Here is a 26889-nt window from a genome sequence, read left to right on the forward strand (position 1 = left end):
GGTGCCGGAGCGGCCGCCTGCGTGGGCGCGGGAGCCGGTGCGGCGGCAGGTGCGGGAGCAGGCGGCGCGGCGGGCCGGGCCTCGGGCGCGGGAACCACCGCCACCGGAGGCGGCGGCGGAGCCGGCTGCGGGGCAGCTTCGGCAACCGGCAGCTCCGGCACCGGCTGATAGGGCACGGGCTGCACGCCGACGCCTTGAGGGGCGCTTTCGGCCAGGGCCGGCGGCTCGATCCCCGGCGGCAGGCCCTCGAAGCCGGTATCAGGGGTGGGCATGCGCGGTTCCGGCAGAACCGGCGGAGCCGCCGGGCTTTCCGGCGGCGGCAGCAGCCGTTCGGCACCGGCAATGGTCTCGCCCGAACCCAGGCGCTCGTAGATCAGCTTGTCGCGGTTGGGCACGTCCATTCCGCCGGGATTTTCGGGCCGGATCTTGACCGGCGTGCCGTCGGCGCGGATGACGGGAATTTCCGACGGAGCCACCAGACGGTTGTCATCGCCGCCGAACAGCAGCGACCAGCCCGCGGCCCCCGCGCCGCCCAGCACGGCGACGCCGATGATCCCCAGGATCAGCCACTTGGTGCCGCCGCCACGCCGTTCTTCGTGGTCGTCATAGGCCTGACGCTCGGGAATGACATCGACCACATCACGGTCGTCATCCTGACGCGGCTCCATGTCGAAATCGGGTTCTTCCCGGTCGTCACGGAAACGGGGCGCCATCAACGCATCTCCTTCTTGGGTTCAACGCCAAAGGTTTGCAGGCCCGAGGCGATCACGAAAGCCACGCCCTGGATTAGGGCCAGGCGGGCCAGAGACAGGTCGCGGTCCTCGGCAATGAGGAAACGAAGCTGGGTATCGTCCTTACCCTTGTTCCACAGCCCGTGGAAGGCGGCGGCCAGGTCGTAGAGATAGAAGGCCACGCGATGGGGCTCGTGGGCTTCGGCGGCGTTCTCCACCATGCGCGGCCAGTTGGCCATCAGGCGGACCAGCGCCAGTTCCGCCGGATCGCTCAGGCGTTCCAGCTTGGCCCCCAGCAGGCCCTCGGGCGACAGATCCTCGCCGGCGAACATCTCTTCCGCATGGCGCATCACCGAATGGATGCGGGCATGGGCGTATTGCACGTAGAAGACCGGGTTGTCGCGCGACTGTTCCAGCACCTTCTCAAGATCGAAGTCCAGATGGGCGTCGTTCTTGCGGGTCAGCATGATGAAGCGGACCACGTCCTTGCCGACTTCGTCCACCACCTCGCGCAGGGTGACGAAGGTGCCCGCGCGCTTGGACATGCGCACCGGCTCGCCGCCCTTCAGCAGGTTGACCATCTGGCAGAGCTTGACGTCCAGGTCGCCCTTACCCTCGGTGATCGCCTTGACGGCAGCCTGCATGCGCTTGACATAGCCGCCATGGTCGGCACCCCAGACGTCGATCATCTCGGTGAAGCCGCGCTTGAACTTATCCTGGTGATAGGCGATGTCGGAGGAGAAATAGGTGCCGCTGCCGTCGGACTTCCGCAGCGGGCGGTCCACGTCGTCGCCGAACTGGGTGGCCTTGAACAGGGTCTGGGGGCGCGGTTCCCAATCGTCGGGCAGCTTGCCCTTGGGCGGCTCCAGCACACCAGTATAGATCAGGCCGCGTTCTTCCAGATAGGCCAGCGCCTGCTCCACCGCGCCCGATTCCACAAGCTTGCGCTCGGAGGTGAAGACGTCATGGGTGACGCCCAGGGCCTTCAGGTCCTCGCGGATCAGGTCCATCATCGAGTCGATGGCGAACTGGCGGAAGACGGGCAGCCATTCGGCTTCCGGCGCGTCCTTCCATTTGTCGCCCTCGCGTTCGGCCAGGGCTTGGCCGACGGGCTTCAGGTAGTCACCCGGATACAGGCCTTCGGGGATCTCGGCGATCTCCTCGCCCAGGGCCTCGCGATAGCGGATATGCGCCGAACGGGCCAGCACGTCCACCTGGGCACCGGCATCGTTGACATAATATTCCTTGGTCACACCGAAACCGGCCTTGGCCAGCAGCAGCGCCAGGGCGTCGCCGAAGACGGCACCGCGGCCATGGCCCACATGCATCGGGCCCGTGGGATTGGCCGAGACATATTCGACATTGACCTTGCGGCCCTGGCCCAGGGTCGAATCGCCATAGGACGTCCCGGCGCGCAAGGCATCGCGCAGCCGCTCGTACCAGAAGGAATCGGCAAGGCGCAGATTGATGAAGCCCGGCCCGGCGATCTCGACCGCCGTCACGGCCTCATGTCCACGCAGGGCCTCGGCCAGCATCTCGGCAAGGTCGCGCGGCTTCTTGCCGGCCTGCTTGCTCAGCACCATCGCCGCATTGGTCGAAACGTCGCCATGAGAGGGATCGCGCGGCGGCTCGGTCGTGACCTTCGACAGATCCATGCCCGAAGGCAGCGAGCCCGCCCCCACCAGATCCTCGACAATCTTATGAAGATAGGCTTCGAACTCTTTGAAAAGATTCATGGTTTTTCTTGCATATCAAAAAGGCGACGATACTCGTCCAGGGCGAAACGGTCGGTCATGCTGGCGATGTAGTCCGCCACCAGACGGGCCGTCTTGGGGCTGCCGCTTCCCTCGCTGCCGCGCTGCAGATGCGGCGGCAGGCATTCGGGCTCGGCCAGAAGCAGGTTGAACAGATCCTTCACCACGCGCCGCGCCTTGCTGGTCATGCGGTTGACCATGTAATGGCGGTACATGTTGGCGAACAGGAACTTCTTCAGTGCCGCATCGTTCTCGCGCATCTCCGCCGAGAACGCCACCAGCGGGCGGCCCAGCTGGCGCACATCATCGGCGGTCTGGATGCCGAATTCGTTAATGCGACGGCGGGTTTCCTCGATGCAGTCCATGATCATGATGCCGATCAGGCGGCGCACCGCCTCGTGGATCTGCAGCGAGGCATCGGCCTCGGGATAAAGGGCGCGGACCTCGGCGAAGACCGGACCGACTAGCGGCACGTCGCGCAAATCCTCGATCCTGAACAGGCCGGCGCGCAGCCCGTCGTCGATGTCGTGATTGTTGTAGGCGATATCGTCGGCCAGGGCCGCCACCTGCGCCTCGGCACTGGGATAGGTGTCCAGTTCCAGGTCGTGGCCGTCCACATATTCGGCGATGGCACCGGGCAGCGGCCGGGTATGGCTGGGACCGGTCAGGGGGCCGTTATGCTTGACCAGCCCTTCCAGCGTTTCCCAGGTCAGGTTCAGGCCATCGAAATCGGCGTAGCGCTTTTCCAGCTTGGTGACGATGCGCAGCGATTGGGCATTGTGGTCGAAGCCGCCATAGGGCGCCGTGACCTCCTGCAGCGCATCCTCGCCGGCATGGCCGAAACAGGTATGCCCCAGGTCATGCGCCAGGGCCAGCGCCTCGGAGAGGTCCTCGTTCAGCCCCAGAACCCGGCTGATGGACCGGGCGATCTGCGCCACTTCCAGCGAATGAGTCAGGCGCGTGCGGAAATTGTCGCCTTCGTGATAGACGAAGACCTGGGTCTTGTATTGCAGCCGCCGAAAGGCCGCGCAATGGATGATGCGGTCGCGGTCGCGCTGGAAAGGCGAGCGAGTCTGGCTTTCCGTTTCGGCGTGAAGGCGCCCCCGGCTCTGCTCCGGATTGCAGGCGTAAGGCGCCAAAGGCTGGTCGACTGTCATGCTGGCGACACTACCCTTGCGCAGCCGAACAGGCAATATCCATCCCCCATGCTTTCGTCCCTTCCCGTTTTTGACACCTCTTCACCCGGATTGGACAAAAGCAACGTTTGACAAAGCGGCATGGCGGATTACATAGCGGCGCAGTATGTTATACTGCTGTAGCCTGTTCGTCCGGCTGCATCCCTTAGGAGACCACAATGGCTGAAGCCGCCACCGATACCCGCCTGAACCTGACCGAAAGCGCCGCAAAGCGCGTGCAGTTCCTGATGAAGGCCGAGGGCAATCCCAACCTGATGCTGCGCGTCAGCGTTTCCGGCGGTGGCTGCTCGGGCTTTCAATACGGCTTTTCGCTCGACGAAGCCCGGAACGACGACGACATCCTGTTCGAGCAGCATGGCGTGAAGCTGGTCGTGGACGAGGCCTCTCTCGACCTGCTCGCCGGCTCCAATGTCGATTACGTCGAGGAATTGGTCGGCGCCGCCTTCCGCATCACCAATCCCAATGCCAGCTCGACCTGCGGCTGCGGCTCGTCCTTCTCGCTCTGAGCCGCGCCTTGCTGACTATCGCCACCTGGAATGTCAATTCCGTCAAAGCCCGCATGACCAACGTCCTGGACTGGCTGAGGGAAGCCGGTCCGGATGTGGTCCTGTTCCAAGAAACCAAGACCGTGGACGGCGAATTCCCGCGCCTCGAATTCGAGAGCATGGGCTATCACATCGCCCTGTGCGGCCAGAAAACCTATAACGGCGTCGCCATCCTGTCGCGCCGCCCGATCCTGGAAACCTCGACCCGCCTGCCCGGCGACGTGCAGCAGGGCGAGGCGCGCTATATCGAAGGCGTGCTGGAAGGCGGCCTGCGCGTGGCCTCCATCTACGTGCCGATGGGGCAGTCGCCCGAGTCCGACCGCTTTCCCTTCAAGCTCAATTTCCTCGACGGCGTCTATGAGCGGGCGCGGGAATTGCTGCCCCTGGAACAGCCCTTCGTGCTGGGCGGCGACTACAACGTGGCGCCCGAGGACGGCGACGTGCCCGATGCTCAGCAGATGGACGGACAGATCCTGTTCCATCCCGAGGAGCGGGCGCGGATGCGCAAGCTGTTCCATCTCGGCCTGACGGATGCCTATCGCGCCCTCAATCCCGAGCCCCATCGCTATTCCTGGTGGGACTACCGCGCCGGAGCCTGGCAACAGGATCACGGCCTGCGCATCGACCACCTGCTGCTCTCCCCCCAGGCCGCCGACCGCCTGACAGAATCCGGCATCGACCGCAAGCCGCGCGGCCGCGAGAAGGCCTCGGACCATACGCCGGTCTGGTGCAAGCTGGACCTGTAGGTGCGTTATCCGGAAGGGAAGCCAGGGCTTGCGAAAACCTGCCCGAGGACGGCCCCATGCTGAGACACCGCTCTGAAGCAGCCTCTCAGCATGGGGGTATAAGGCATTGAAATTTCTTCGTCTTGAGGAAGGCGCGAGGCGGGTTGCTCAACCTCCGGGATGAGGCAAGACAGCGCAAGGCTGTCTCCGGTCACGCCCCGATCGCCCTCTGATTTTCGGCGATCACGCGCACCACCGTCAGCACGATGTCCCGCGCCGTCACCGGCTTCTCCAGGAAGGCATCGGCCCCGGCGGACAGGGCCTGGTCGCGGATGAAATCCTCGCCATTGCCGGTCAGCATGACCAGCGCCATGCCGTTGATCTGGTCCTTGGGATGGGTGCGGACGCGATGGATGAATTGCAGTCCGTCCACCCCTTCCATGAACCAGTCGCACATCACCAGATCGACCGGCCGCTCATCCAGCATGGACAGGGCCTGCTGGCCGTTATATGCGATCCGCACGTCGGTGACGCCCATGCCCTGGAACAGGGTCGCCAGCAGGTCGCCAAAATTGGCGTTGTCGTCCACCACCAGAACCCGCAGCTTGGTCCAATCCAGCGGCTTGGACTGGCCCGTCATGCGGATACCGGCGGCTTCGCGTGCTTCCGCCTGCTTCCCCTCGCACCAGGGCTGATAGGCGCGGTCGTGGGACAGGATGTGATCCTTCAGCCAACTGCGCAGGAATTCCAGCACCTCATCCGCCCGCACGCTTTCCGGCTCGGCTTCATAGCGCCGGGAGATGCCCTGCAGCTTCCCGATCAGCGCGGCATGGCTTTCCCGGTGTTCATCCAGTTCCGGATAGCCGCAGAGTTCGAGAAGCTTTTCCTCGCGGGCGAAATGATAGTCGGTGTAGTCGGCCAAGGCCCGCAACACGCTGCCCAGGGTGCTGAACTCCTCGCGGTCGCCGATGGCGTCCTGGACATGGTTGATCAGCTCGACCAGCACCTTGTGATCGGCATCGACGAAATCGACGCCGATCCGCATGCTTTCATCCCAGCGCAGATAGGACATCTCCCCCTCCTTCCCGCTGTTTCAGCGCGCCTTCTCGAGCTGCGACACGTCACGCACGGCACCACGGGCGGCGCTGGTGGTCATGGCCGCATAGGCGCGCAGGGCGGCCGAGACAGCCCGCTTGCGGTTGACCGGCTTCCAGGCATTGGCGCCCCTGTCTTCCATCGCGCGGCGGCGATGAGCCAGTTCCTCATCCGTCAGGCGCACGCTGATGCTGCGGTTGGGGATGTCGATGTCGATGATATCGCCTGCCTCGACCAGGCCGATGGCGCCGCCTTCGGCGGCTTCCGGCGAGACATGGCCGATGGACAGGCCCGACGTGCCGCCCGAGAAGCGCCCGTCGGTGATCAGGGCGCAGGATTTGCCCAGGCCGCGGCTCTTTAGATAGCTGGTGGGATAGAGCATTTCCTGCATGCCCGGCCCGCCGCGCGGCCCTTCGTAGCGCACGATGACCACGTCGCCTTCCTTGACCTCGCCACCCAGGATCTTGGCGACGGCTTCTTCCTGGCTTTCGCAGATGACGACCGGGCCGGAGAATTTCAGGATCGAGGCATCGACGCCCGCCGTCTTCACGATGCAGCCGTCCAGGGCGATGTTGCCGTAGAGGACGGCCAAGCCGCCATCCTTGCTATAGGCATGCTCGACACTGCGGATGCAGCCCTTCTCGCGGTCGGTATCGAGCGTCTCGTAGCGGCGCTGGGTGCTGAAGGCTTCCGTAGTGCGCACACCGCCCGGCGAGGCGCGGAAGAAGGTGCGGACCTCCTCGCTGGCATTACCGGCGACATCGTTCCGGTCCAGCGACTCGCCCATGGTGCGGGCATGCACGGTAGGCACGTCGCGGTGGATCAACCCGGCACGATCCAGTTCGGCCAGGATGCCGACGACACCGCCGGCGCGATGCACGTCTTCCATGTGGTAATCGGGCGTCGAGGGCGCGACCTTGCAGAGATGCGGCACGCGGCGCGACAGGCGGTCGATATCGGCCATGGTGAAGGGGATCTGCCCCTCTTCTGCGGCGGCCAGCAGATGCAGCACGGTATTGGTCGAACCGCCCATGGCGATATCCAGCGTCATGGCGTTCTCGAAGGCCTTGAAGCTGGCGATGTTGCGCGGCAGGACCGATTCGTCGCCCTGTTCGTAGTAGCGCTTGGTCAATTCGACGATGCGGCGGCCCGCTTCCAGGAACAGTTCCTTGCGGTCGGCATGGGTGGCGACCAGCGAACCGTTGCCGGGCAGCGACAGGCCCAGGGCTTCGGTCAGGCAGTTCATCGAATTGGCGGTGAACATGCCCGAGCAGGAGCCGCAGGTCGGGCAGGCCGAGCGTTCATAGGCCAGGGATTGCTCGTCCGAGACCCGTTCATCGGCACCGGCGACCATGGCATCAACCAGGTCGAGCGCCACTTCCTTGCCCTCGACGATGATCTTGCCCGCTTCCATCGGACCGCCCGAGACGAAGATCACCGGAATGTTCAGGCGCATCGCGGCCATCAGCATGCCGGGCGTGATCTTATCGCAGTTGGAGATGCAGACGATGGCGTCGGCGCAATGGGCGTTGACCATGTATTCCACCGCGTCGGCGATCAACTCGCGCGAGGGCAGCGAATAGAGCATGCCGCCATGGCCCATGGCGATACCGTCATCGACGGCGATGGTGTTGAATTCCTTGGCGACGCCGCCCGCCTTTTCGATCTCGCGCGCGACCAGCTGGCCCATGTCCTTCAGATGCACATGCCCCGGTACGAATTGCGTGAAGGAATTCGCAATGGCGATGATCGGCTTGCCGAAATCCTCGTCCTTCATGCCCGTCGCGCGCCAAAGACCACGGGCACCGGCCATGTTGCGGCCATGGGTGGAAGTGCGGGAACGGTACTCGATCATGGGGACTCCGTCATCGCCATTGGTAAAGTTCTAAATTGACTGGCAAAGATAGACGCCCAAGCGCCTGTTTCATAGACATTTCAGCAGGAGGCAAGCCGGTATTTCGCAGACGGAATACTCTCTGGCCGGAGCAGGGCTTTCCCGGCATAATCCGCCGCCATGAACGACGCCGATCTGCCTTCCCTCCGCGCCGCCGGGCGCATCGCCGCCGAGGTGATGGACGCCCTAGCCCCCCTGGTCGTGCCGAGCGTGTCCACCGCCGCCCTGGATGCCCGCATCCGCGAATTACTGGCCGAACGCGGGGCCGAACCGGCGCTGCTAGGCTATCGCGGCTTTCCGGCGGCAGCCTGCATCTCGGTCAATTCCGTCGTCGCCAACGGCCTTCCCTCCGAGCGCATCGTACTGGGGCCGAAGGATATCGTCGGCATCAATGTGGCCCTGTCCTATCACGGCTGGCACAGCGCCCATAACCGCAGCTTCGCCATGGACGGCGCGCCGAACAGGGTGAAGGAACTGGCACAAGCCGCTGAAGAAGCTTGCCTTGCCGCCTGCGCCCTCGTCCGCCCCGGCGCCAGCGTGGGCGAGCTGGGCCATGCCGTGGAGGCGGTGGCACGGCGCCACGGCTTCAGCGCGCCGCGCGACTTCGGCGGCCATGGCATCGGGCGCGAGCATCACATGGAACCCTATCTGCCCAATAGCGGCAATCCCGGCGAAGGCGAAACCCTGCGCGCGGGCATGGTGCTGGCGATCATGCCCATGATCTGCCTGGGACGGCCCGAAACCAAGATCAAGCCCGACGGCTGGTCGGTGGCGACCAAGGACGGCAAGGCCGCCGCCGAATGGAAGCATTGCGTCCTCGTCACCGCCGAAGGCGGGGAAATCCTGACGCGCGCGGGCTAAGGCAGGACGGGCCGCCGCGCCACATCTTTGTCACTGGCGGCCGGACCGGGCGCACCCCATAGATTACCCGAAAGACGTCAACTGAGAGTGTCGCCATGTCGGGTAAAGGTTTGGGCTTGAAGTTGGCCGGAGCGACCCTCGCTCTAACGGTTCTCGCCTCGGGGTCTGCCGCAGCGGGAGACAAGAGGTATCACGAGAAGTACGAATACTGGGACGGCCATTGCAAGGTCGAGATCAAGCGCAGCCCCGGCGGCTACAAGGAAGAGCGGAAGTGCCGTCCGGGCCATGCCCATCACCAGCCTCCGCGTTTCCGTCATGCCGGCAATGGCGGTCCGCCGCCCTGGGCCCCTGCCCATGGCTATCGCGCCAAGAAAGGCCCGCAGCCGCATTACCATGTCGCCCAGCCTTCCCTGCCCTTCGATTTCGGCCTGGGACGCTGTAACCGCGAGATGCTCGGCTCGATCCTGGGCGGCGCGACCGGCGCCCTGGCGGGCAGCCAGTTCGGCAAGGGTGACGGCAAGCTGGTCGCCACGGCAGGCGGCACGCTGATCGGCGTCCTGATCGGCGGCAGCATCGGCCGTTCCATGGACGGCATCGACCATGCCTGCCTCGGCAATGCCCTGGAATACGTGCCCGACGGCACCCCCATCCGCTGGGACGGCCCGCGCGGCGCCTATCATATGGAGCCGGTACGCACCTTCCAGGTGGCCGATGGCCGCTATTGCCGCGAATTCCAGACCGTGGGCACCATCGGCGGCCGGACCGAACGCCTCTACGGCCAAGCCTGCCGTCAGCCGGACGGGCAATGGGAAGTGCTGCGTTAGAAGGCTCCGGAAAACTCCTGTTTTCATCGTCATTCCCGCTTTCGCGGGGGTGACGATCCGCTGCAGACAGGACCGTCCTTTTCCGCAGCCTCAAAAATCTGACACAGATGAAATGAAGAGAGCCCGTTGCCGGAAATCGGCAACGGGCTCTCAAAGTTTTAATGGGGGCAGAGCCCGCGCTTATGCCGCGCTGAGACGATCCAGGGCCTCGACCAGCTTGGCCTTGGCCAGCGCCCATTCCTCGCGGCGCTCGCGCTGCTCCTCGACCACCTCGGGCTTGGCCTTGGCGAGGAAGGCTTCGTTGCCGAGCTTCTTGTCCACCTTGGCGATCTCACCGTCCAGCTTGGCGATTTCCTTGGTGAGACGGGCCTTCTCCTGGGCAATGTCGATGACGTCGCCCAGCGGCAGGACAGCCGTCGCCTCGTCCACCACCACCTGAACGGCCCCAGCCGTCGGCACGCCCTCGTCCGTGACCTCGATCCTGTCCAGGCGGGCCAGGGTGGCGATCTTGTCGCGATGCGTGTCCAGGCGCTTCCGGGTGACCTCGCTGGCGTCCTTCAGGTAGAGCGGGAAGCGGGCCGAGGGCGGCACGTTCATTTCCGAACGGACGGCGCGCACGGCGGTCACCAGACGCACCACCCAATCCATTTCCGCATCGGCCTCGGCATCCAGCACGCCTTCCAGCTTCGGCCATTCGGCGGAAATCAGGCGGTTGGCGCGGGGATTGGCCACCCCGTCCTGCTCGGCCATCTGCTCCCACAGCTCTTCGGTGATGAAGGGCATGAAGGGATGCAGGACATGCAGGATCATGTCCAACGCCCAGGCGGCGGTGGCGCGCGTCTCGGCTTTGGCCTCGGCGTCATCGCCCTGGAAGATCGGCTTGGCGAATTCCAGGTACCAGTCGCAGAAGGTTCCCCAGGTGAACTGGTAGATGCCCCCGGCGGCATCGTTGAAGCGATATGCCTCGACCGCCTCGCCCACGCGGTCGGCGGTTTCGGCCATCTTGCCGACGATCCAGCGATTGACCGTGTGCTTCACCTTGGCCGGATCGAAATCCGGCTGCGGCAGGCATTCGTTCATCTGGCAGAAACGGGCGGCGTTCCACAGCTTGGTCGAGAAGTTGCGATAGCCCTCGACCCGGCTTTCCGCCAGCTTGATGTCGCGCCCCTGCGCGGCCAGCGCCGTCAGGGTGAAGCGCAGGGCATCGCAGCCGTATTTCTCGATGAGGTCCAGCGGGTCGATGACGTTGCCCTTGGACTTCGACATCTTCTGGCCCTTCTCGTCGCGGACAAGGGCATGGATGTAGATGTGCTTGAAGGGCACCTCGCCCATGAAATGCAGACCCATCATCATCATCCGGGCAACCCAGAAGAAGATGATGTCGAAGCCCGTCACCAGCACGTCGGTCGGGTAATAGCGGTCCAGTTCCGGGGTCTTGTCCGGCCAGCCCAAGGTCGAGAAGGGCCACAGCGCGGACGAGAACCAGGTGTCCAGCACATCCGGGTCGCGGGTCAGCTCGACCTTATGGCCGTAATGCTTCTCCGCGGCCGCCAGGGCTTCCTCCTCGGTCAACTCGACGAAGGGAGTCTGGTCGGGGCCGTACCAGGCGGGAATCTGATGGCCCCACCAGATCTGGCGCGACACGCACCAGGGCTGGATGTTGCGCATCCATTCGAAATAGGTGTTTTCCCAGTGCTTGGGCACGAACTGGGTCTTGCCCGTCTCCACCGCCTCGATGGCCGGCTTGGCGAGCGTGGCGGCATCGACGAACCACTGGTCGGTCAGCCAGGGCTCGATCACCACGCCCGACCGGTCGCCGAAGGGCTGCATCAGGGTGTGGTTGTCGATCTTCTCGAGCAGGCCCAGGGCCTCCATCTCGGCGACCACCTTCTTGCGCGCCTCGAAGCGGTCCATGCCCTGATACTCGGCGGGCACGTTCTCGTTCAGCCGGGCATCGCGGTCGAAAATGTTGATCATCGGCAGATTGTGCCGGCGCCCGACCTCGAAGTCGTTGAAGTCGTGGGCGGGCGTGATCTTGACCGCACCGGTGCCCTTTTCCGGATCGGAATATTCATCGGCCACGATCGGAATCAGGCGGCCGGTGATGGGCAGGACCACATTCTTGCCGACCAGCGCCGTATAGCGCTCGTCCTCGGGATGGACGGCGACGGCGGTATCGCCCAGCATGGTTTCGGGGCGCGTGGTGGCGACGGTGATGAAGGTCCCCTCCATCCCCTCGACCGGGTATTTGAAATGCCACATATGGCCCTGGACTTCGCGCTGCTCGACTTCCAGGTCCGAGATGGCGGTATGCAGCTTGGGGTCCCAGTTGACCAGACGCTTGTCGCGATAGATCAGGCCCTGCTTGTGCAGGTCGACGAAGACCTTGCGCACCGCCTTGGACAGGCCCTCGTCCATGGTGAAGCGTTCGCGCGACCAGTCCGGCGAAGCGCCCAGGCGGCGCAGCTGGCGCGTGATCGTGCCGCCCGACTCGCCCTTCCATTGCCAGACGCGCTCGATGAAGCTGTCGCGTCCCAGATCATGCCGCGTCTTGCCCTCGGCGGCCAATTGGCGCTCGACCACCATCTGCGTGGCGATGCCGGCATGGTCGGTGCCCGGCTGCCACAGCGCGTCACGTCCCCGCATGCGGTAATAGCGGGTCAGGATGTCCTGAAGCGTGAAGGTGAGCGCGTGGCCCATATGCAGGCTGCCGGTGACGTTCGGCGGCGGCATCATGATGGTATAGGGCAAGGTCGAGGGCTTCTGTCCCGCACGGAACGCCCCGGTTTCTTCCCACAACTGGTAATGCTTCGCTTCGACCTCGGCGGGACGATAGGTTTTGTCCAGCATTGCTGACGCGGCTTCTTCTTTGTGCGTTAAAAAACAAACCGGCCCCGGCAAAAGCGGGGCCGGTGAAGGAGCGGGCGGAGATTAAAGCTTCTCGGCCCGGTTGACCATGCGCTCGATCTCCTGCTTGACCAGACGCTCGACCATATAGGGCAAGTTCTGATCCAGCCATTCCTTGAGCATGGGCCGCAGCATCTCGCGTACCATGTCTTCGAGCGTCAGGTTTGTATTGCCGACGCCGACCGTGCGCTGGCGGGCAACGGCTCGGGCGAGTTCCGACAAAGCAGCGGTGGAAGCGGCTTCGACCGGCGGCGCGACCAGACGCTCGACCTCTTCCCGGATCGAGAAGGACGGAGCGGGTTCGTATTCCCGCTTCGGTTCCGGTTCCGGTTCAGGCTCGGGTTCCGGTTCAGGCTCTGGTTCTGGCTCCGGCTCGAACTCAGGTTCCGGTTCGGGCTCAGGCTCAGGCTCAGGTTCTGGCTCGGGTTCCGCTTCGAAACCGGACAGGTCGAAGGCCTCTTCTTCAGGCTCCGGCTCGGGCTCGACCACCATGTCGCCGGTCAGTTCGAGGATATCCTCCTCTTCTTCTTCCGGCTCTGGCTCTGGCTCGGGTTCCGGCTCCGGCGGGGGAGCGGCCTTGGCCTTCTTGGCCTGTTCCTCGGCCTCATCCTCCGAGAGAATGCGGCGGATGGAGGCGAGGATGTCCTCCATCGACGGTTCTTGCTGGGCTTTGTCGTCGCTCATGACTCGACTATGTGCCTTTCCGGAAGGGGGCGGAGCACCGCCCCTGTCCTTCAGTTACCGGGATCGGTGATGATGTCGCTGCCGATCCAACGGCCGCGGGTCTGCTCGTAATGCTCGATGGGGTCGTAGACGGTGACCGGCAGGCCCAAAGCCATGGCGGTCAAGCTGCCGACGGCGCTGCGCAGCTGGAAGGCCGCGACCTGCTCGTCGCGCTGGGCCCGGACCAGGCTGACCTGGGCGTCGAGCAATTCCTGCTCGGCATCCAGGACGTCAAGCACGGTACGGGCGCCGACCAGAGCCTCTTCCCGTACCCCTTCCAGGGCCAGGCGGGCAGCATTGATCTGGCTGTTGAAGGCCTCGATGCTGGCACGGGCCGTCTGCAGGCCTTCCCAGGACTGGGCAGCCAGTTCGATGGCATTGCGGCGCGCTTCGTCGACCTCGATCTGACGCTGTCCGGCGATATGCTTCTGCTGGCGCAGGCGGCCGTAGACGGCTCCGGCCTCATAGAGCGGCACCGTCACATTCACGGTCGCCTGATACTGTTCCACATTGTCGCTGGCGCCTTGGTCCCAACCGCGCAGGGCGGCGCCATTCAGCGAAACGGTCGGCAGCAATTCCCCACGCACCAGATCCACCCCGGCACCGGCGGCGCGGGCGGCATATTCGGTGGACAGGACGGAGGGATTGGCGGCGGCGGCCAGCGTCACCGATTCTTCCAGATTGACCGGCAGGTCGCCAAGACGAGGCGGCTGCTGCAGGTTGCCGGGCTGGATCCCGACCAGCGTCTGGAAAGCGGCGCGCGAGGCTTCGAGATTGCCTTCGGCCAAACGGCGGTCGGCAAGCGCGCGGGCCAAGCGGGCCTCGGCCTGGCTGACGTCGGTGCGAGTGATCTCGCCGACGCGGAAGCGGTCGCTGGCGGCCTCCAGCTGGCGGCGCAGCACTTCCTCGTTGTTCTGGGTCAGCGCCAGCACGGCCTGGTCACGCACCACGTTCAGATAGGCGGTGGCGCTGTTCAGCAGCACGGTCTGTTCGGTCGCCTGCAGCAGGGCCCGCTGGGCCAGCACCGTTTCTTCCGCCTGATTGGTGGCGGCAACCGTGCGCCCACCGCGATACAGGGGCTGCGAGACGTTGATGCCGATGCTGTGGGGAGTGCGGTTGTCGGTGACCGGGCCGCTTTCTATGCGGGTCGCCCCCACATCACCGCTCAAGGAGACGGTGGGACGCCAGCCCGACAGGGCCTGAGGGACGGTCTCGTCAACGGCGCGCAAGGCGGCGCGCTGAGCAAGCAGCGTCGGATTGTTTTCGTAAGCCAAAGCCAAGGCTTCTTCAAGGGTCTGGGCGTTCACAGGCCCGGCGATCAGGGTACCGGCAATGACAAAACCGGCGACGAGGCTGTTTCGCTTTTTCATTCCCCACCTTCTTTCCCGCCGGGCAAGCCAAAGACGGCCGCCTCCCGACGTTTTATTCAGAGGACACAATAACTTCCGAGCAAAGAATATCAAGCGAATTGAACTTGACGGTCAGTACAGGCTCATTCCTCGATCAATCTCGCGCGCCCAGGCGTCAATGCCGCCGCGCAGATTGATTGCATTGTCGAAGCCGTTGCGGCGCAACCATGCGGTCATATGCAGGCTGCGCACGCCGTGATGGCAGATAACCACCAGAGGCCTGTCCCGAGGCAACTCCTCAAGCCTTTCAGGGACTTCGTTCATGGGAATCTTCATGCTGCCGGAAATCAGGCAGATATCGGTTTCCCAGGATTCGCGCACATCCAGAAGGGCCGGCGCCTCGCCAGCGTTCCTCCGCCTTTCCAATTCGACGACGTCGATATCGAAAGGCTGTTCCGCGGCCATATCCGTCCCCTTCCCTCAAGACCCGACAATGCGGCCGGGCGTCACCGCCCGGCATTTCCTCAGAAGACGAAGCCCTGCTGCTTCTCCATACCCGGCAGCAGCGGCGTGCCGGCCTCGAAGAACACGCGGCGCCCGAAAGCATCACCCACGCGCTCGATCAAGGTAGCCTGCCCCATATTGGCAGGACCCGCGACGACCGCAACCAGACGCCCACCATCGGCCAGTTGCTGGCACAGGCCGGGAGGCACCTCTTCCACCGCACCGCTGATGACGATGACGTCATAGGGCGCCTGGGCGGGATATCCCTCGCGCAGCGGACCGTTGACCACGGCCACGTTATGGATCCCCAACTCGTTCAGCACGCTGTTGGCGCGCTGCGACATCTCGTCGTCGGATTCCAGAGCGACCACGGTGCTGGCGATCTTCGACACCACGCCGGCGCAATATCCGGTGGCGCAGCCGATTTCCAGGACCACGTCGGTCGGCTTGATCTCGGCCATCTGCAGCAGGCGGGCCAGCACCATCGGCTCCATCAGGAAGCGGCCGTTGCCGAGCGGCAGATCCTCGTCGATATAAGCGATCCCGCGCATCTGCTTGGGCACGAACAGCTCGCGCGGCAGGGCCTCCATAGCGTCGGTGACCAGCGGATCCGTCACGCGGTTCGTGCGGATCTGGTTCTCCACCATATTGTGCCGTGCGGCAGCGTAATCCATGTTCCAACTCCAGGAAGCCGGTGGGCCTAAAAAAATGCAACCGCCCGCTTTATAATGTGTGCCAGCATTTAACACAATCCCAGCCGCAGTCCTCCGCGCATGGCCGAAAAAAGCCTTCGCAAGGAAAGATAAAAGCGCCTTGACCGCGCCGTCGGCTGGGTCTATAAAGCGCGTCCTCACGATGCGGCAGCGACCTGCAAGGGCGATGCGGCAACGTTGGCCGGGTGGCAGAGTGGCTATGCAGGGGACTGCAAATCCCCGTACATCGGTTCAATTCCGGTCCCGGCCTCCATATGCCAAGTGGTTGATGGATCACGAAAAAATCCTCCAAAAAGAGGGTTGTCGAAGCGATCCGAGGCTGCTATAAGGCAAACATCGGTGCAAGCCGATGAAAATCGTTGAAGATGACATTACGGCTACCGACGCCGAATGTACTGATCCCAGGTAGCTCAGTCGGTAGAGCGAGCGGCTGTTAACCGCTTGGTCGGGGGTTCGAGTCCCTCCCTGGGAGCCAATGCCGAAGGGCCAGTCCGGAAACGGACTGGCCCTTTCGCGTTATCCCGATTTTCCTGAAGCAGCTTGCCTTCAAAGATCCCGGGAGAGAGCCTGGACAGTGTAGCCTGGACTACTCATAATTCATTGTCCCCTTACAATTATGGGCCGTCCAGTTGGATCCTCTCAGTGACGTCATTGCTCTGCTACGGCCGAGCACAGCCGTGGCCAAGCCGATAAGCGGGCGGGGTCGATGGGGGATTCGCTATGCCGCCAACAACGCACCGGGATTCGCGATTATCTTGCGAGGCGAAGCATGGTTGTCGCTGGATGGTGGCGAACCGCTTCCTATCCGGAAGGGCGACTTCCTTCTCCTTCCAACCACCCCCTCCTTCACGATGAGTAGCCATGTGGGGGTGAAGTGTGAGTTCAGAGATCCACTCGACGTTCCTGTTCGACACGGAGAGCAAGAGGGAGAGGCGGAATTCATCGCTTTGGGCGGCACGTTCCGCATCGAACAGATCAACGCTCCGCTACTCCTGGCGCTCCTGCCTTCGATCATCCACATTCCGGCCTCCGAAGGAAGGACAGGGCGGCTCAGCCGCGTGATTGACCTCATCACGGAAGAATGCGGAAGCGATGAGCCGGGAAAGGAAATGCTTCTCCAGCGCCTCCTCGAGGTACTGCTTATCGAGGCGCTCCGCTGGCGTGGCATCGATAAGGATACTGATCGTGCCGGTCTGCTCCGAGGAATGCGCGACCCAATTCTCGCACGAGTGCTCCGGGCCATGCATGCAGACGTCCGAGCAAACTGGACGGTCGCAGGCCTCGCCAAAGTTGCAGGCCTGTCCCGTTCAGCCTTCGCCGCTCGCTTCAGTGACGTGCTTGGGTGCGGGCCAATCGAGTACCTTGCGCGATGGAGGATGGCGTTGGCGAAAGACGCGCTTATCCGGGGAGCCAAAACCCTAGACAAGATCGCCGAGGAGATAGGCTACGAGTCTGCCAGTGCATTCAGCACCGCCTTCCGCAAGCGCCTGGGCTGCTCCCCAGGTCGGTTCGCACGCGAGGCCGCATCAGCCGGCTGAGGGCGTAAATTGGACGATTGGACATTAATTTAAGACTAGCAATTATAGATCGCCCACCTCTCTCGGCATAAGAGAGGACCCTCTAAAGACACGGAGGTCCTCTATGCAAACGATCCTGATCACCGGCTGCTCGTCCGGTTACGGTCTTGAGACCGCTCGCCATTTCCTGGCCAATGGTTGGAACGTCATCGCCACGATGCGAACTCCCAATGCCGAGGTTCTGCCTCCCTCGGATAAGCTGAAGATCCTGCCGCTCGACGTAACAGACGAGAACAGCATCGCAGCGGCCATCGACGCGGCCGGCCCTATTGATGTTCTGGTCAACAATGCAGGCATTGGAGTAGTCGGGGCATTCGAGGCAACGCCGATGTCTCATATTCGCAAGGTCTTCAACACGAACACCTTCGGCGTCATGGCCATGACGCAAGCTGTCATTCCCCAGATGCGCGAGCGCCGTTCAGGCGTGATTGTGAATATCACGTCCACCGTGACCCTCACGACATTCCCGCTCGCAGCAGCATACACCGCCAGCAAGCAGGCAATTGAGGGTTTCACCGGATCCCTGGCACACGAACTCGCATATTTTGGCATCCGCTCGAAGCTTGTGGAACCTGGATACGGCCCGACCACCCGCTTTGCCCAGAACACGGACATCAAAGTTGAAGACCTGATCCCCGAGGAATACGCAGCCTTCGCCGCTCCGATCTTCCAATCCTTCGCAAACCCGCAAGCGACAACGAAGGAGACCGATGTTGCCGAGGCCGTTTGGGCCGCGGTTCACGATAGGTCCGAACAGTTGCACTTTCCCGCAGGTGAGGATGCTGTCGCGCTCGCAAAGGCCCGCTTCGGCTAAGCCCCGCCGCGTTGATCGCGCTGAGGATCAACGTGGAAAGTCAGTCAGGCGGCGGCAGAACCGCCTCCCCACACCTTCCGCCGCCTGACACCTCCCCGCTTTCGGGATTCCGCCAAGCGAAACGAATGGGGAGGCCATACGAAACTTGCCTCCCGCGGCGGTCTACCGCGTCATACAGCGCCGCAGCTCCATCCCTTTCCCGAGCATCTCAAGGGTCAGAATCACACCTAGGCCTGGAGACAGCCCAGGCCTCATTTCTTGGCGAAGGGATTGACCAGCTCGTCGATCAGACGGTGCAATTCCTGGCGCATCTGCGCCTCGTCGCAGCCCATCAGAATGGCATCCTCCAGCGCATCCTGGCAGACTTGCCGGATCTCGGTGATGTTCTGGTTCAATACCTTCAGCTTTTCCAGGCAGGAAACGGGGGCGCCTTCCGGCGTGAGCCAGCGGGGGGCCTGATCCTCGTCTTTCATGGGAACTCCACCATCATCCTCGTTCCTATTATTACGTCTTCCGGAAAGCCGACCAAAGTGCCTTCCGCTTTTTCGCGGCGAGGTCACCCTTCTTCGAGGCGCAGGCTGCCGCCCACCAGCATCTCGGCGCCGTCCGGATCGCAAGGCGTGAGGAGGTCCAGCGGCCCCAGGGGGCCTTCCGGTGCCGCCTTGAGCACCCCCAGGCCAAGCATGCCGCCCCAGCCGTCGCATAGCGCACAAAGCAGCCCGCCGAGCGGCTCGCCCCTCGGCACGCGATGGCGGACCAGCCTGCCCGCAGGCAGAGAGAAAAGACGGGCTCCGGCGAAATAGGCGGCAAAGGCATCGCGGCGGGCGGCACGGCGCTGGGCCGTGGAACGGTTGCGCGCCACCCCCGCCACCTTCAGGCGAAGGCATGGCAGGGAAGGATAATCGGCCAGAATTGCCCGCATCTCGTCCTGCCGCTCCAGGGCAATCAGCAGATCGGGTTCCAGGGCTTCGATCTTCCAGGCCTTCAACCCACGCCCTGCCCCATCGACAAATCCCGAAGTGTTGATGACCAAAGGATTCGGCTGGGCTTTCTGCGCCAGTTTCAGGGCCCCCATCACCAGGGGCAGGTAATGCCCCATGGGATCGGCCGCGCCGACGAAGGCCATGGCATGAGGCGGCAGAATCTCTTCTCCGGCACCGCCATGGAGGGAAACCACACCCGGCGGCCCCGCCAGCTTCTGCCCCACATCCGTATCCAGCAGCAGGCTTCCCCGCACCCGGCTGACGAGCAGCCGGCACAGCGTGCTCTTGCCGCTGCCCGGCCGCCCCAGAACCATCACCCTTCGCCGGGGACGGCGGACCAATTCATCCACCGCAGCGGCCCAATCGGCCGGAATTTCCATCCTTTACTCCCGCGCAGCCCGAATCTCCGCCCTGCACCCTCAGGCTTTCTCAAATGATATCAGAAAAATGTGAAATGAAGCCCATATCATCTTAAACTAAATTTCGCACATGCAGCATGAAGAGAGGAAACTTTAAGTCATTCCAAGATGCATCCGTTTGCAATGCATGCAAACCTAAGGTGACAAATTTCAGTCCTCTGCGGATAATACTTTATTCGTCTTCCTTTTTCAGAAGGTCCGGATTATAGTCCCCAGCGAAGAACATCGGGAGATTCCGAGATGCGCGAGAACGTCCTTGCGATGGCTGCGCTGACGGCCCTGGCCATGGGGCTTGTCCTCGCTTTCGGCAAATCCGCTGCCGCAGCCACCGGACTCTGCATGCTCTGAAAGGCAGACAAGTTCCAATATCCCGAAGCGCGGCCCCGGGGTGAAATCTTTGCCATAGAAGCAAGGAGCCCTGGCAACCGCCTCTTCCCTTCCTCTCCGGCGGTTCACGCGATGGGCGGATGATCGCCGGACTGGCATTTTCCGTGATCGGACAGGATCTCGATCACCCGGCAGTTGGCGACCTTGTGCTGCCCGCACTGCCCCACCATCCGCGCCAATTCCCCTTCCAGCAATTGTAGCCGCCGTATGCGGTCGCGCACGCTCTCCAGGTGACGCCGGGCGATGTCGTCGGCCGTCTCGCAAGGCTGTTCGGGATGCTCGCTCAGAAGCAGCAGATCGCGGATGTCATCCAGGGTGAAGCCCAGCTCCCGGCTATGGCGGATGAAGCGCAGCCGCTCCAGATGCCGTCTTTCGTAAAGGCGCTGATTGCCCTCGCTGCGGTCGGGAAGCGGCATCAAGCCGACCTGCTCGTAATACCGGATCGTCGGAACCTTGCAGCCGCTCTCCTTGGCAAGACGGCCGATGGTGAAGCTCTTTGCCATGGATGTTTCCTCTTGAAGCTCTAGTCGCTAGAGAGATTAGCCTGTGCAGCAGCAATCGGAAACGACTTAGGAGTTGCTGTCATGGGTGCCGCCTGCTGTTCCGGACATGCCAATTTCGATGGCATGTCCAAGGCCTATAAACGGGTGCTTTGGGGCGTCCTCGCCATCAACGCCGTCATGTTCGTGGTCGAGATGGTGGCCGGCGTCGCCGCAGGCTCGCAGGCCCTTCAGGCCGACGCGCTGGATTTCCTGGGCGACAGCGTCACCTACGGCATCAGCCTGGCGGTCATCGGCATGTCGCTACGGGTGCGCGCCACCGCCGCCCTGCTGAAGGGCATCAGCCTGTCGCTGATGGGGGCCTGGATCCTGGGCAGCACCATCTACCGGGTCTTCGTGACCGGCATTCCCTCGGCCGAGATCATGGGCCTCATCGGCTTCCTCGCCCTGGCGGCCAACCTGGTCAGCGTGCTCCTGCTGATGAAGTGGAAGGACGGCGATGCCAATGTCCGCTCGGTCTGGCTGTGCAGCCGCAACGATGCCATCGGCAATGTCGCCGTCCTTCTGGCCGCCAGCGGCGTCTGGGCCTCCGGCACCGCCTGGCCCGACTTGATCGTCGCCAGCCTGATGGCGGGCCTGTTCCTGTGGTCTTCCGTCCAGATCATCCGGCAGGCGCGGCAGGAACTCTCCTCCGCCCGCCAGGCCGCTGCCGCGAAGGAATTACCTCGGGCGCATGAAGACCTCCCGCCAATAGAAGGTCAAAAGCTGCCCCTGTGACTCTCATCTGGTGAAGGAACGGCGCTCCTTTCAGATGGAGGACAGAATGAAGGCAGTCGTCTTTCACGATATCGGCGATATCCGGCTCGACAGCGTGGCCGATCCCGGCATTCAGGAGCCCATGGATGCCATCGTGCGGATCACGGCCTCGGCCATCTGCGGCACCGACCTTCACATGATCCGGGGGACCATGGCGGGCATGAAGCCGGGCACCATCCTGGGACATGAAGGCGTGGGGATCGTGGAGGAGGTCGGGCCGGGAGTCCGCAACCTGAAACCGGGCGACAGGGTGGTCATTCCCTCGACCATCTCCTGCGGCTATTGCTCCTATTGCCGGGCGGGCTACACGGCGCAATGCGACACGGCCAATCCCCACGGCAACCTGGCCGGCACTGCCTTTTTCGGGGGACCGGAGATGACCGGCCCCTTCGACGGCCTGCAGGCGGAATATGCCCGCATCCCCTTCGCCCCGCATAACCTGATCAAGCTGCCCCAGGACATCAGCGACGAACAGGCCATCCTGCTATCGGATATCTTCCCCACCGGCTATTTCGGCGCCGACATGGCCGAGATCACGCCGGGCGATACGGTGGCCGTCTTCGGCTGCGGCCCGGTGGGCCAGTTCGCCATCACTTCGGCCTGGATGAAGGGCGCCCACCGCGTCTTCGCCGTAGATTGCCTGCCCGACCGCCTGGGAATGGCCCGTGCTCAGGGCGCCGAATGCATCGATTTCGCACGCGAAAATCCCATAGAGGTCATCCGCGACCTGACCGGCGGCATCGGCGTCGACAGGGTGATCGATGCGGTCGGCGTGGATGCCGTGGCTCCTGGCGAAGGCAACCCGGCAGAAGTCGAACAGGTCGCGCCCAAGACCAAGCCGCAGGGCGACAACTGGCATCCCGGCAATGCCCCCGGCCAGGCCATCTCCTGGTGCGTCGATGCCGTCTGCAAGGCCGGCACCCTCTCCGTCATTGGCGTCTATCCGCAGACGGTGCAGAGCTTCCCCCTCGGCATGGCGATGATGAAGAACCTGACCTTGAAAATGGGCAACTGCAATCACCGCACCTACATCCCGCTGCTGATCGATGCGGTGCGGTCGGGCGAATGCGACCCGCTGATGGTGCTGACCAAGGTCGAAGCCATGAATGACGTGATCGAAGCCTATAAAGCCTTCGACACGCGCCAACCCGGCTGGATGAAGGTGGAATTGCTGCCCAAGGCGGCATAGCCGCGAGGCCCCCTCCCCCCGATCCTTGCCGACCGGGGGGAGGAAGGCATTCAGCCTTTGGCGGAATGCTGCTCGAAGAAGCGGGCCAGGGTGGCGATGTCACCGGCCTGGTCGTCCGCGAGATGGCTGTAGAGGGCGCCGATTTCCTTGAACATGCGGCCTTGCGGGCGTTCCTCGCCGAGGAATTCGGAGATTTCCTCCATCTCGGCCACCCAGCGCGCCGCCTTCGAAAACATGTCGGGGATGCTCTTGGAAAAGCCGTTGAGAAGGCCCGGCTGGGTGCGGCTCATTTCCTCGTAGAGCGCATCGCCGACGCCCGCCCTCTCCGCGCCCAGGATCATGGCCGAGCCCAGGGCGATCAGCCCCTTGGTGATGCCGCCATAGGACATCTTCAGGGCCGAGGCGGCACCGACCGGCGCATCGAGAACGCGCATCTGCAATCCGAATTCGGACAGGGCCTCCAGCTTGCGCGCCTCTTCCCCGGAAACGTAGAGAGACGGGCCAGCACTGCCTTCCTTCGGCGGCAGGCCGATGATGCTGCCGTCGACGAAGGGCGTGCCGCTGTCTTCCACGACGCCGGCGATCTGCACGGCCGTGTCCGGATTGACGGCATTCAGATCGACGTAGATCGGGCGGCGATCACTCTGCTTCAATTGCGGCGCCAGGGTCTCGGCCAAGGCCAGGGCTTCCTTCGGCGGCACGACGGAAAGCAGGAAGTCCACGTTCAGGACGTCCGCGTCGTTCACGATCGTCATGCCGGCGGCACGGGCGCGTTCGGCGCTGCGTTCGCTGCGGTTCGTCAGAGAGGTGCGGACTTCGACACCGTGCTGGACGAGCCGGGCCGCGAGGGCTGCCCCCATGCCGCCGGGGGCCAGGATGGATACTGTGGGCTTCATTACTTACTCCTCAATCGGCGAGAATGGCGGCACCGGCTTCGGCGACCTTGGCATCCATGTCAGGGCTGGCGCCGCTTACGCCGATCGCGCCGACGCATTCACCCTTGAAAAAAAGCGGCACGCCGCCCGGGAACAGCAGCATGTTGGGCAGGCTGAGCATGGCCTGGGTGCCGTTCTTCAAGGCATCGGCGAAGACCTGCGTGGGCTTCTTGAACAAAGCAGCCGTCCGCGCCTTGGCGACGGCGACATCCACCGTGCCGGCATGAACGCCGTCCATGCGGGCGAAATGCAGCAGATGCCCGCCGTCATCGACAACCGCGATGGAAAGACGAAGGCCGTTCTTCTTCGCCTCTTCCTCGGCTTCGGCCACTGCCAGCCTTGCCGCCTCAAGCGTCAGGACCGCCTTGCCGGGAAGATTCAGCGCGGGTCTTGAACTAGTCTGAGCCATCGGTTCCTCCTTAATGATGCACCAGATCCCGGTGACAGGCCTTTCCGGCCTGGGCCGGGATTCCGTGCGGCTCGCTATGCTGGCCTCCGCCGAGGAGGTAGTTTCCGTTCAGATCGGCAAAGCGGTTGCAGCCGATGAGCGCGAGGCTCTGGTCGATTTCCTTCCGCAGGATCTCGATGGCCCTGTCCGCGCCCTCGCGTCCGGCGACGACCACGCCATACAGGGTCGCCCGGCCGACGAAGACGAAATCCGCCCCCAGGCAACGGGCGATCAAGGCCTCGTAGCCGCGTCGGATGCCGCTATCCATCATGATCGGAATCCGGTCGCCCAGCGCCGCCTTGATCATCGGCAGCGTCTCCAGCGGACTGGGCAGCGGGTCGAAGGACTTGCCGCCGTGATTGGAAACGATGATGCCGTCGATTCCCAGGTCGGCCGCCCGCAGGGCATCCTCGGGATGCTGGATGCCTTTCAGGATGAAGGTCCCCTGCCAGTCGCGGCGGATTTCCTCGATATCCTTCCAGGTCTGGAGGGACGGGCTCTGGCTCCTGAAGAAGGCCGCGACCTCGGCGGCGCTTTTCCCCTCTCCGGCATAGCGGGCCCAGGTGTCAAGGAAAGGCATGCCGCCATGGCGGAGATAATGGGCGATCCAGCCGGGATGGGTGAGCGCCTCGAGCAGGATGGGCAGCTTCAGTCTCAAGGGAAGCGTGAAGCCGTTCCGGGTATCGCGCTCGCGGTTGGGATAGACCGGGTTGTCCACCGTCAGGACCAGCTTCGACAGCCCGGCATCCTTGACGCGGCGCAGGATGTCCGTGGTGATCGCCTTATCCTTAGCCGGATAGATGTGATACCAGATGTGGTCGGGCGCGACCGGGGCAAGCTCCTTTATCGGCGCCGCGCTGGCCCCGGAAATGATGAAGGGGATGTCCGCCGCACGCGCGGCCTCCGCCAGCATGAAATCCGCCCGGTTCCGCAAGAGGGCGGCGAAGCCGGTCGGCGCAATGCCGAAAGGCGAGGCATAGGTACGGCCGAACAGTGTCGCCGTCTGATCCCTGTCCGAGATATCCCCCAGATAGCGGGGCAGGAATCGGTATTGGCGGAATGCCTCCTCGTTGCGAGACAGACCGTGTTCATCTTCGACACCGGACTCAATCAGCTCGAACAGGATGCGCGGCAGACGGCGTTTCGCCATCCGCCTCAGATCCTTGATAGAGAGTGCATTCCGCGGATCCATCTCAGACCTCTTTTTCAGCGAAAATTGGAACGCAGCAAGGCCACGAAATCCTTCAGGGCCATCCCGGGCTGCCCACCGGCCGCGCGGGCGGCTTCGTTGACATGCGACAGGATGCCGATCTCATAGATTTCCCGGGAATTCCCGATCGCGGCGCTGTCGGCGGAAACGGTCCCGGCGATCAGCTTGCGCTCGTCGAGCAAGGCCAGACGCTTGATGCCCGCCTGGCCCAGCCCGACACCGGCATCGTTGAAGAAGACGGCGTGCAGCGCGGGGGCGATCAGGCCGTCGGGCTTGCCGCGGAACAGGGCGGCGTGAGACCCGGTGATGGCGATGGCCCCGGCATCCGAATCCTCGAGCATCGGGGCGGCATCGACGCAGATCACCTTGGGCTTGCCCGGCTCGTCGATCATCGTGTAGCGCTTGCCGCCGCTGATCGGCGGAGGAGTCTGCGTGCAGACCGGGGCCGAGCGCATGCGCTCTGCGCCCTCCCGCACGGTCTGGCCCGGCTTGATGCCCAGACCCTCGGCCACCTGGTTGACGAAGCTGATCACGCCATGCTCGAGCATATGCTCGGCATCGCCGATATGGCAGGTCTGCGCATCCGCCGTCGCGGCCGCCAAACCGATCTGGTCCAGATATTTCAGGCCGGTGATGCCGGCATTGTTTCTGCCGACACCCGCATCATTGAGGATGACCCCCCGGATACCCCATTTGGCGGCGTGATAGGCGTTATACTCGCCACCATAGGAACCAGAGATCAGGACGTTGCCCGGCGAGTCCTCGGTCGCAGTCGCGCTGCTGGAGAAGCAAAGGATTTTCACATCTTCCATGGTTGCTTATTCCTGTGGTCCGAGTTGAGAGATCAAGTCGCTGAGTTCCTCGTATTCGCGGGAGGACAGATTGGACAGCGGCGCCCTCACCTTCCCAGCGCTTCGTCCCACGATATCCACGCCCGCCTTGACGATGCTGACCGCATAGCCCGGCTGCCGTGCCCGGATGCGGCTGTAGGGAGCGAGGAAATCGCGGGTGAATTGCGCCACCGCTACATGGTCGGCGGCAAGAATGGCACGATGGAACATCATGGCGCTCTTCGGCACGAAATTATAAATGGCCGAGGTATAGGTGCTGATGCCCATGCCCATATAGGCCTGGGCATAGACCTCGGCCGTGGGCATGCCGTTGACGCATAGCAGCCTGCTGCCCAGCATCGACCGGATCTTCAGGATTTCCTCGATATCCCCGACACCGTCCTTGAAACCGATCAGGTTCGGGCAGGAATCGACGAGGCGGGCCAGCGTCTCGACCTTGATGCGGCAATTGGCGCGATTGTAGATGATGACGCCCAGGCGGGTCTGGCTGCAGATCGCCCGGATATGCTCATAAAGCCCTTCCTGCGAGGATTCGGTCAGATAGGGCGGCAGCAGCAGAAGCCCGTCCGCGCCCAATTTTTCCGCCTCGGCGGCGAACTCGACCGCCATGCGCGTGCCGTATCCGGTCGCGGCGATGACGGGAATGGACGGCTTCACCTCCACCGCCGCACGGATGACGGCGGAATATTCCGCGGCCGTGAGGGAAAAGAACTCGCCGGCTCCACCGGCCGGGAAAATGGCCGCGGTCCCAAGCTTGCTCATCCACTCGACGCGGCTCTGGAAGGCGCCTTCATTGAACCGGTCGTTTTCATCGAAATCGGTCAACGGAAACGAAAGCAGGCCAGAGGCAATGGCATCCCTTAATTCTGTCGGCGCGTATGAAGCGGCCATAACGGTCTCTCCTTAGAAGGACTATACATCAACACCAATGAAAGGCCA

Annotated in this window: 25 protein-coding genes, 2 tRNA genes and 1 pseudogene; 10 read left to right on the forward strand and 18 right to left on the reverse strand. The window is 63.5% G+C overall.

Annotated elements, in window-relative coordinates; genetic code table 11:
- From EPD66_RS19910 to EPD66_RS19920, 3 genes and pseudogenes are all read right to left on the reverse strand, one after another.
- Positions 1-713, reverse strand: a pseudogene (locus EPD66_RS19910) (hypothetical protein); the annotation flags it as partial.
- The gene (gene argS / locus EPD66_RS19915) at positions 713-2467 is read right to left on the reverse strand and encodes an arginine--tRNA ligase (protein ID WP_142850279.1); all 1755 of its coding nucleotides are present in this window, start codon (positions 2465-2467) and stop codon (positions 713-715) included. The pseudogene EPD66_RS19910 and the gene argS, both read right to left, overlap by 1 nt.
- On the reverse strand, positions 2464-3642 hold the full coding sequence (locus EPD66_RS19920) for a deoxyguanosinetriphosphate triphosphohydrolase (RefSeq protein ID WP_142850349.1): 1179 nt from the start codon (positions 3640-3642) through the stop codon (positions 2464-2466). The genes argS and EPD66_RS19920 overlap by 4 nt, the downstream gene beginning before the upstream one ends.
- Before the next feature lie 197 nt (positions 3643-3839).
- On the opposite strand from EPD66_RS19920, the gene erpA reads away from it, so the two are divergent.
- Positions 3840-4187, forward strand: coding sequence for an iron-sulfur cluster insertion protein ErpA (gene erpA / locus EPD66_RS19925; protein ID WP_142850280.1), 348 nt, complete (start codon positions 3840-3842; stop codon positions 4185-4187).
- A gap of 8 nt (positions 4188-4195) precedes the next feature.
- The gene (xth, locus tag EPD66_RS19930; RefSeq protein ID WP_370511903.1) at positions 4196-4972 is read left to right on the forward strand and encodes an exodeoxyribonuclease III; all 777 of its coding nucleotides are present in this window, start codon (positions 4196-4198) and stop codon (positions 4970-4972) included.
- A 190-nt stretch (positions 4973-5162) separates the two neighbouring features.
- Here xth and EPD66_RS19935 read toward each other — a convergent pair whose 3' ends face one another.
- Positions 5163-6023 carry a bacteriohemerythrin gene (locus tag EPD66_RS19935; protein WP_142850281.1) on the reverse strand — a complete coding sequence of 287 codons (861 nt, stop codon included), beginning with the start codon at positions 6021-6023 and terminating at the stop codon, positions 5163-5165.
- Between the two features lie 21 nt (positions 6024-6044).
- The gene (gene ilvD / locus EPD66_RS19940; RefSeq protein WP_142850282.1) at positions 6045-7901 is read right to left on the reverse strand and encodes a dihydroxy-acid dehydratase; all 1857 of its coding nucleotides are present in this window, start codon (positions 7899-7901) and stop codon (positions 6045-6047) included.
- A gap of 159 nt (positions 7902-8060) precedes the next feature.
- On the opposite strand from ilvD, the gene map reads away from it, so the two are divergent.
- Together map and EPD66_RS24160 are read left to right on the forward strand one after the other, a co-directional pair.
- Positions 8061-8801: a type I methionyl aminopeptidase gene (gene map, locus EPD66_RS19945; protein ID WP_142850283.1), complete on the forward strand. Its 741-nt coding sequence runs from the start codon at positions 8061-8063 to the stop codon at positions 8799-8801.
- Between the two features lie 95 nt (positions 8802-8896).
- Positions 8897-9625 carry a glycine zipper 2TM domain-containing protein gene (locus tag EPD66_RS24160; protein WP_185961529.1) on the forward strand — a complete coding sequence of 243 codons (729 nt, stop codon included), beginning with the start codon at positions 8897-8899 and terminating at the stop codon, positions 9623-9625.
- A 180-nt stretch (positions 9626-9805) separates the two neighbouring features.
- Here EPD66_RS24160 and EPD66_RS19955 read toward each other — a convergent pair whose 3' ends face one another.
- The 5 genes from EPD66_RS19955 to EPD66_RS19975 form a co-directional block, all read right to left on the reverse strand.
- On the reverse strand, positions 9806-12475 hold the full coding sequence (locus EPD66_RS19955; protein WP_142850284.1) for a valine--tRNA ligase: 2670 nt from the start codon (positions 12473-12475) through the stop codon (positions 9806-9808).
- Positions 12476-12556: 81 nt separating this feature from the next.
- A complete protein-coding gene (locus EPD66_RS19960) occupies positions 12557-13216 on the reverse strand; it encodes a DUF2497 domain-containing protein (RefSeq protein ID WP_142850285.1) in 660 nt (219 codons plus the stop codon).
- Between the two features lie 50 nt (positions 13217-13266).
- Positions 13267-14625 carry a TolC family outer membrane protein gene (locus EPD66_RS19965; RefSeq protein ID WP_142850286.1) on the reverse strand — a complete coding sequence of 453 codons (1359 nt, stop codon included), beginning with the start codon at positions 14623-14625 and terminating at the stop codon, positions 13267-13269.
- Positions 14626-14736: 111 nt separating this feature from the next.
- Complete coding sequence (locus tag EPD66_RS19970; RefSeq protein WP_142850287.1) at positions 14737-15069, reverse strand: rhodanese-like domain-containing protein; 333 nt, start codon at positions 15067-15069, stop codon at positions 14737-14739.
- Between the two features lie 59 nt (positions 15070-15128).
- Positions 15129-15782 (reverse strand): protein-L-isoaspartate O-methyltransferase, encoded by a 654-nt coding sequence (locus EPD66_RS19975; RefSeq protein ID WP_142850288.1) that lies wholly within the window; start codon positions 15780-15782, stop codon positions 15129-15131.
- 218 nt (positions 15783-16000) lie between these two features.
- On the opposite strand from EPD66_RS19975, the gene EPD66_RS19980 reads away from it, so the two are divergent.
- The 4 genes from EPD66_RS19980 to EPD66_RS19995 all read left to right on the forward strand — a co-directional run bounded on the left by EPD66_RS19980 (position 16001) and on the right by EPD66_RS19995 (position 18212).
- A tRNA-Cys gene (locus EPD66_RS19980) sits at positions 16001-16074 on the forward strand.
- Positions 16075-16220: 146 nt separating this feature from the next.
- Positions 16221-16296: transfer RNA gene (locus EPD66_RS19985), tRNA-Asn, on the forward strand.
- A gap of 154 nt (positions 16297-16450) precedes the next feature.
- The gene (locus EPD66_RS19990) at positions 16451-17359 is read left to right on the forward strand and encodes an AraC family transcriptional regulator (protein ID WP_142850289.1); all 909 of its coding nucleotides are present in this window, start codon (positions 16451-16453) and stop codon (positions 17357-17359) included.
- 103 nt (positions 17360-17462) lie between these two features.
- Positions 17463-18212, forward strand: a complete 750-nt coding sequence (locus tag EPD66_RS19995) for an SDR family oxidoreductase (RefSeq protein WP_142850290.1) — start codon at positions 17463-17465, stop codon at positions 18210-18212.
- A gap of 251 nt (positions 18213-18463) precedes the next feature.
- Here EPD66_RS19995 and EPD66_RS20000 read toward each other — a convergent pair whose 3' ends face one another.
- From EPD66_RS20000 to EPD66_RS20010, 3 genes are all read right to left on the reverse strand, one after another.
- A complete protein-coding gene (locus tag EPD66_RS20000; protein WP_142850291.1) occupies positions 18464-18685 on the reverse strand; it encodes a hypothetical protein in 222 nt (73 codons plus the stop codon).
- Positions 18686-18768: 83 nt separating this feature from the next.
- Positions 18769-19575 (reverse strand): Clp1/GlmU family protein, encoded by an 807-nt coding sequence (locus EPD66_RS20005; protein WP_142850292.1) that lies wholly within the window; start codon positions 19573-19575, stop codon positions 18769-18771.
- A 491-nt stretch (positions 19576-20066) separates the two neighbouring features.
- Positions 20067-20504, reverse strand: a complete 438-nt coding sequence (locus tag EPD66_RS20010) for a helix-turn-helix domain-containing protein (protein ID WP_142850293.1) — start codon at positions 20502-20504, stop codon at positions 20067-20069.
- An 81-nt stretch (positions 20505-20585) separates the two neighbouring features.
- Between EPD66_RS20010 and EPD66_RS20015 the strand changes: the two genes are divergently transcribed.
- Entirely contained in the window at positions 20586-21278 is a 693-nt protein-coding gene (locus EPD66_RS20015; protein WP_142850294.1) for a cation transporter, read from the forward strand.
- A 46-nt stretch (positions 21279-21324) separates the two neighbouring features.
- A complete protein-coding gene (locus tag EPD66_RS20020) occupies positions 21325-22506 on the forward strand; it encodes a zinc-dependent alcohol dehydrogenase (protein WP_142850295.1) in 1182 nt (393 codons plus the stop codon).
- Between the two features lie 50 nt (positions 22507-22556).
- Here the strand turns inward: EPD66_RS20020 and EPD66_RS20025 are convergent, their stop codons facing one another.
- The 5 genes from EPD66_RS20025 to kdgD are packed head-to-tail and all read right to left on the reverse strand — an operon-like array spanning position 22557 to position 26841.
- Positions 22557-23402, reverse strand: coding sequence for an NAD(P)-dependent oxidoreductase (locus EPD66_RS20025; protein WP_142850296.1), 846 nt, complete (start codon positions 23400-23402; stop codon positions 22557-22559).
- Positions 23403-23412: 10 nt separating this feature from the next.
- Positions 23413-23850: a heme-binding protein gene (locus EPD66_RS20030; protein ID WP_142850297.1), complete on the reverse strand. Its 438-nt coding sequence runs from the start codon at positions 23848-23850 to the stop codon at positions 23413-23415.
- A gap of 10 nt (positions 23851-23860) precedes the next feature.
- Complete coding sequence (locus EPD66_RS20035) at positions 23861-25039, reverse strand: alpha-hydroxy acid oxidase (RefSeq protein ID WP_221931046.1); 1179 nt, start codon at positions 25037-25039, stop codon at positions 23861-23863.
- A gap of 56 nt (positions 25040-25095) precedes the next feature.
- Positions 25096-25911: a hypothetical protein gene (locus EPD66_RS20040; protein WP_142850299.1), complete on the reverse strand. Its 816-nt coding sequence runs from the start codon at positions 25909-25911 to the stop codon at positions 25096-25098.
- Positions 25912-25917: 6 nt separating this feature from the next.
- Positions 25918-26841 carry a 5-dehydro-4-deoxyglucarate dehydratase gene (kdgD, locus tag EPD66_RS20045; RefSeq protein ID WP_142850300.1) on the reverse strand — a complete coding sequence of 308 codons (924 nt, stop codon included), beginning with the start codon at positions 26839-26841 and terminating at the stop codon, positions 25918-25920.
- Between the last annotated feature and the right edge of the window lie 48 nt (positions 26842-26889).

Source organism: Telmatospirillum sp. J64-1, assembly GCF_006980715.1.
In the GTDB taxonomy this organism is placed as follows: Bacteria; Pseudomonadota; Alphaproteobacteria; order Rhodospirillales; family Magnetospirillaceae; genus Oleiliquidispirillum; species Oleiliquidispirillum nitrogeniifigens.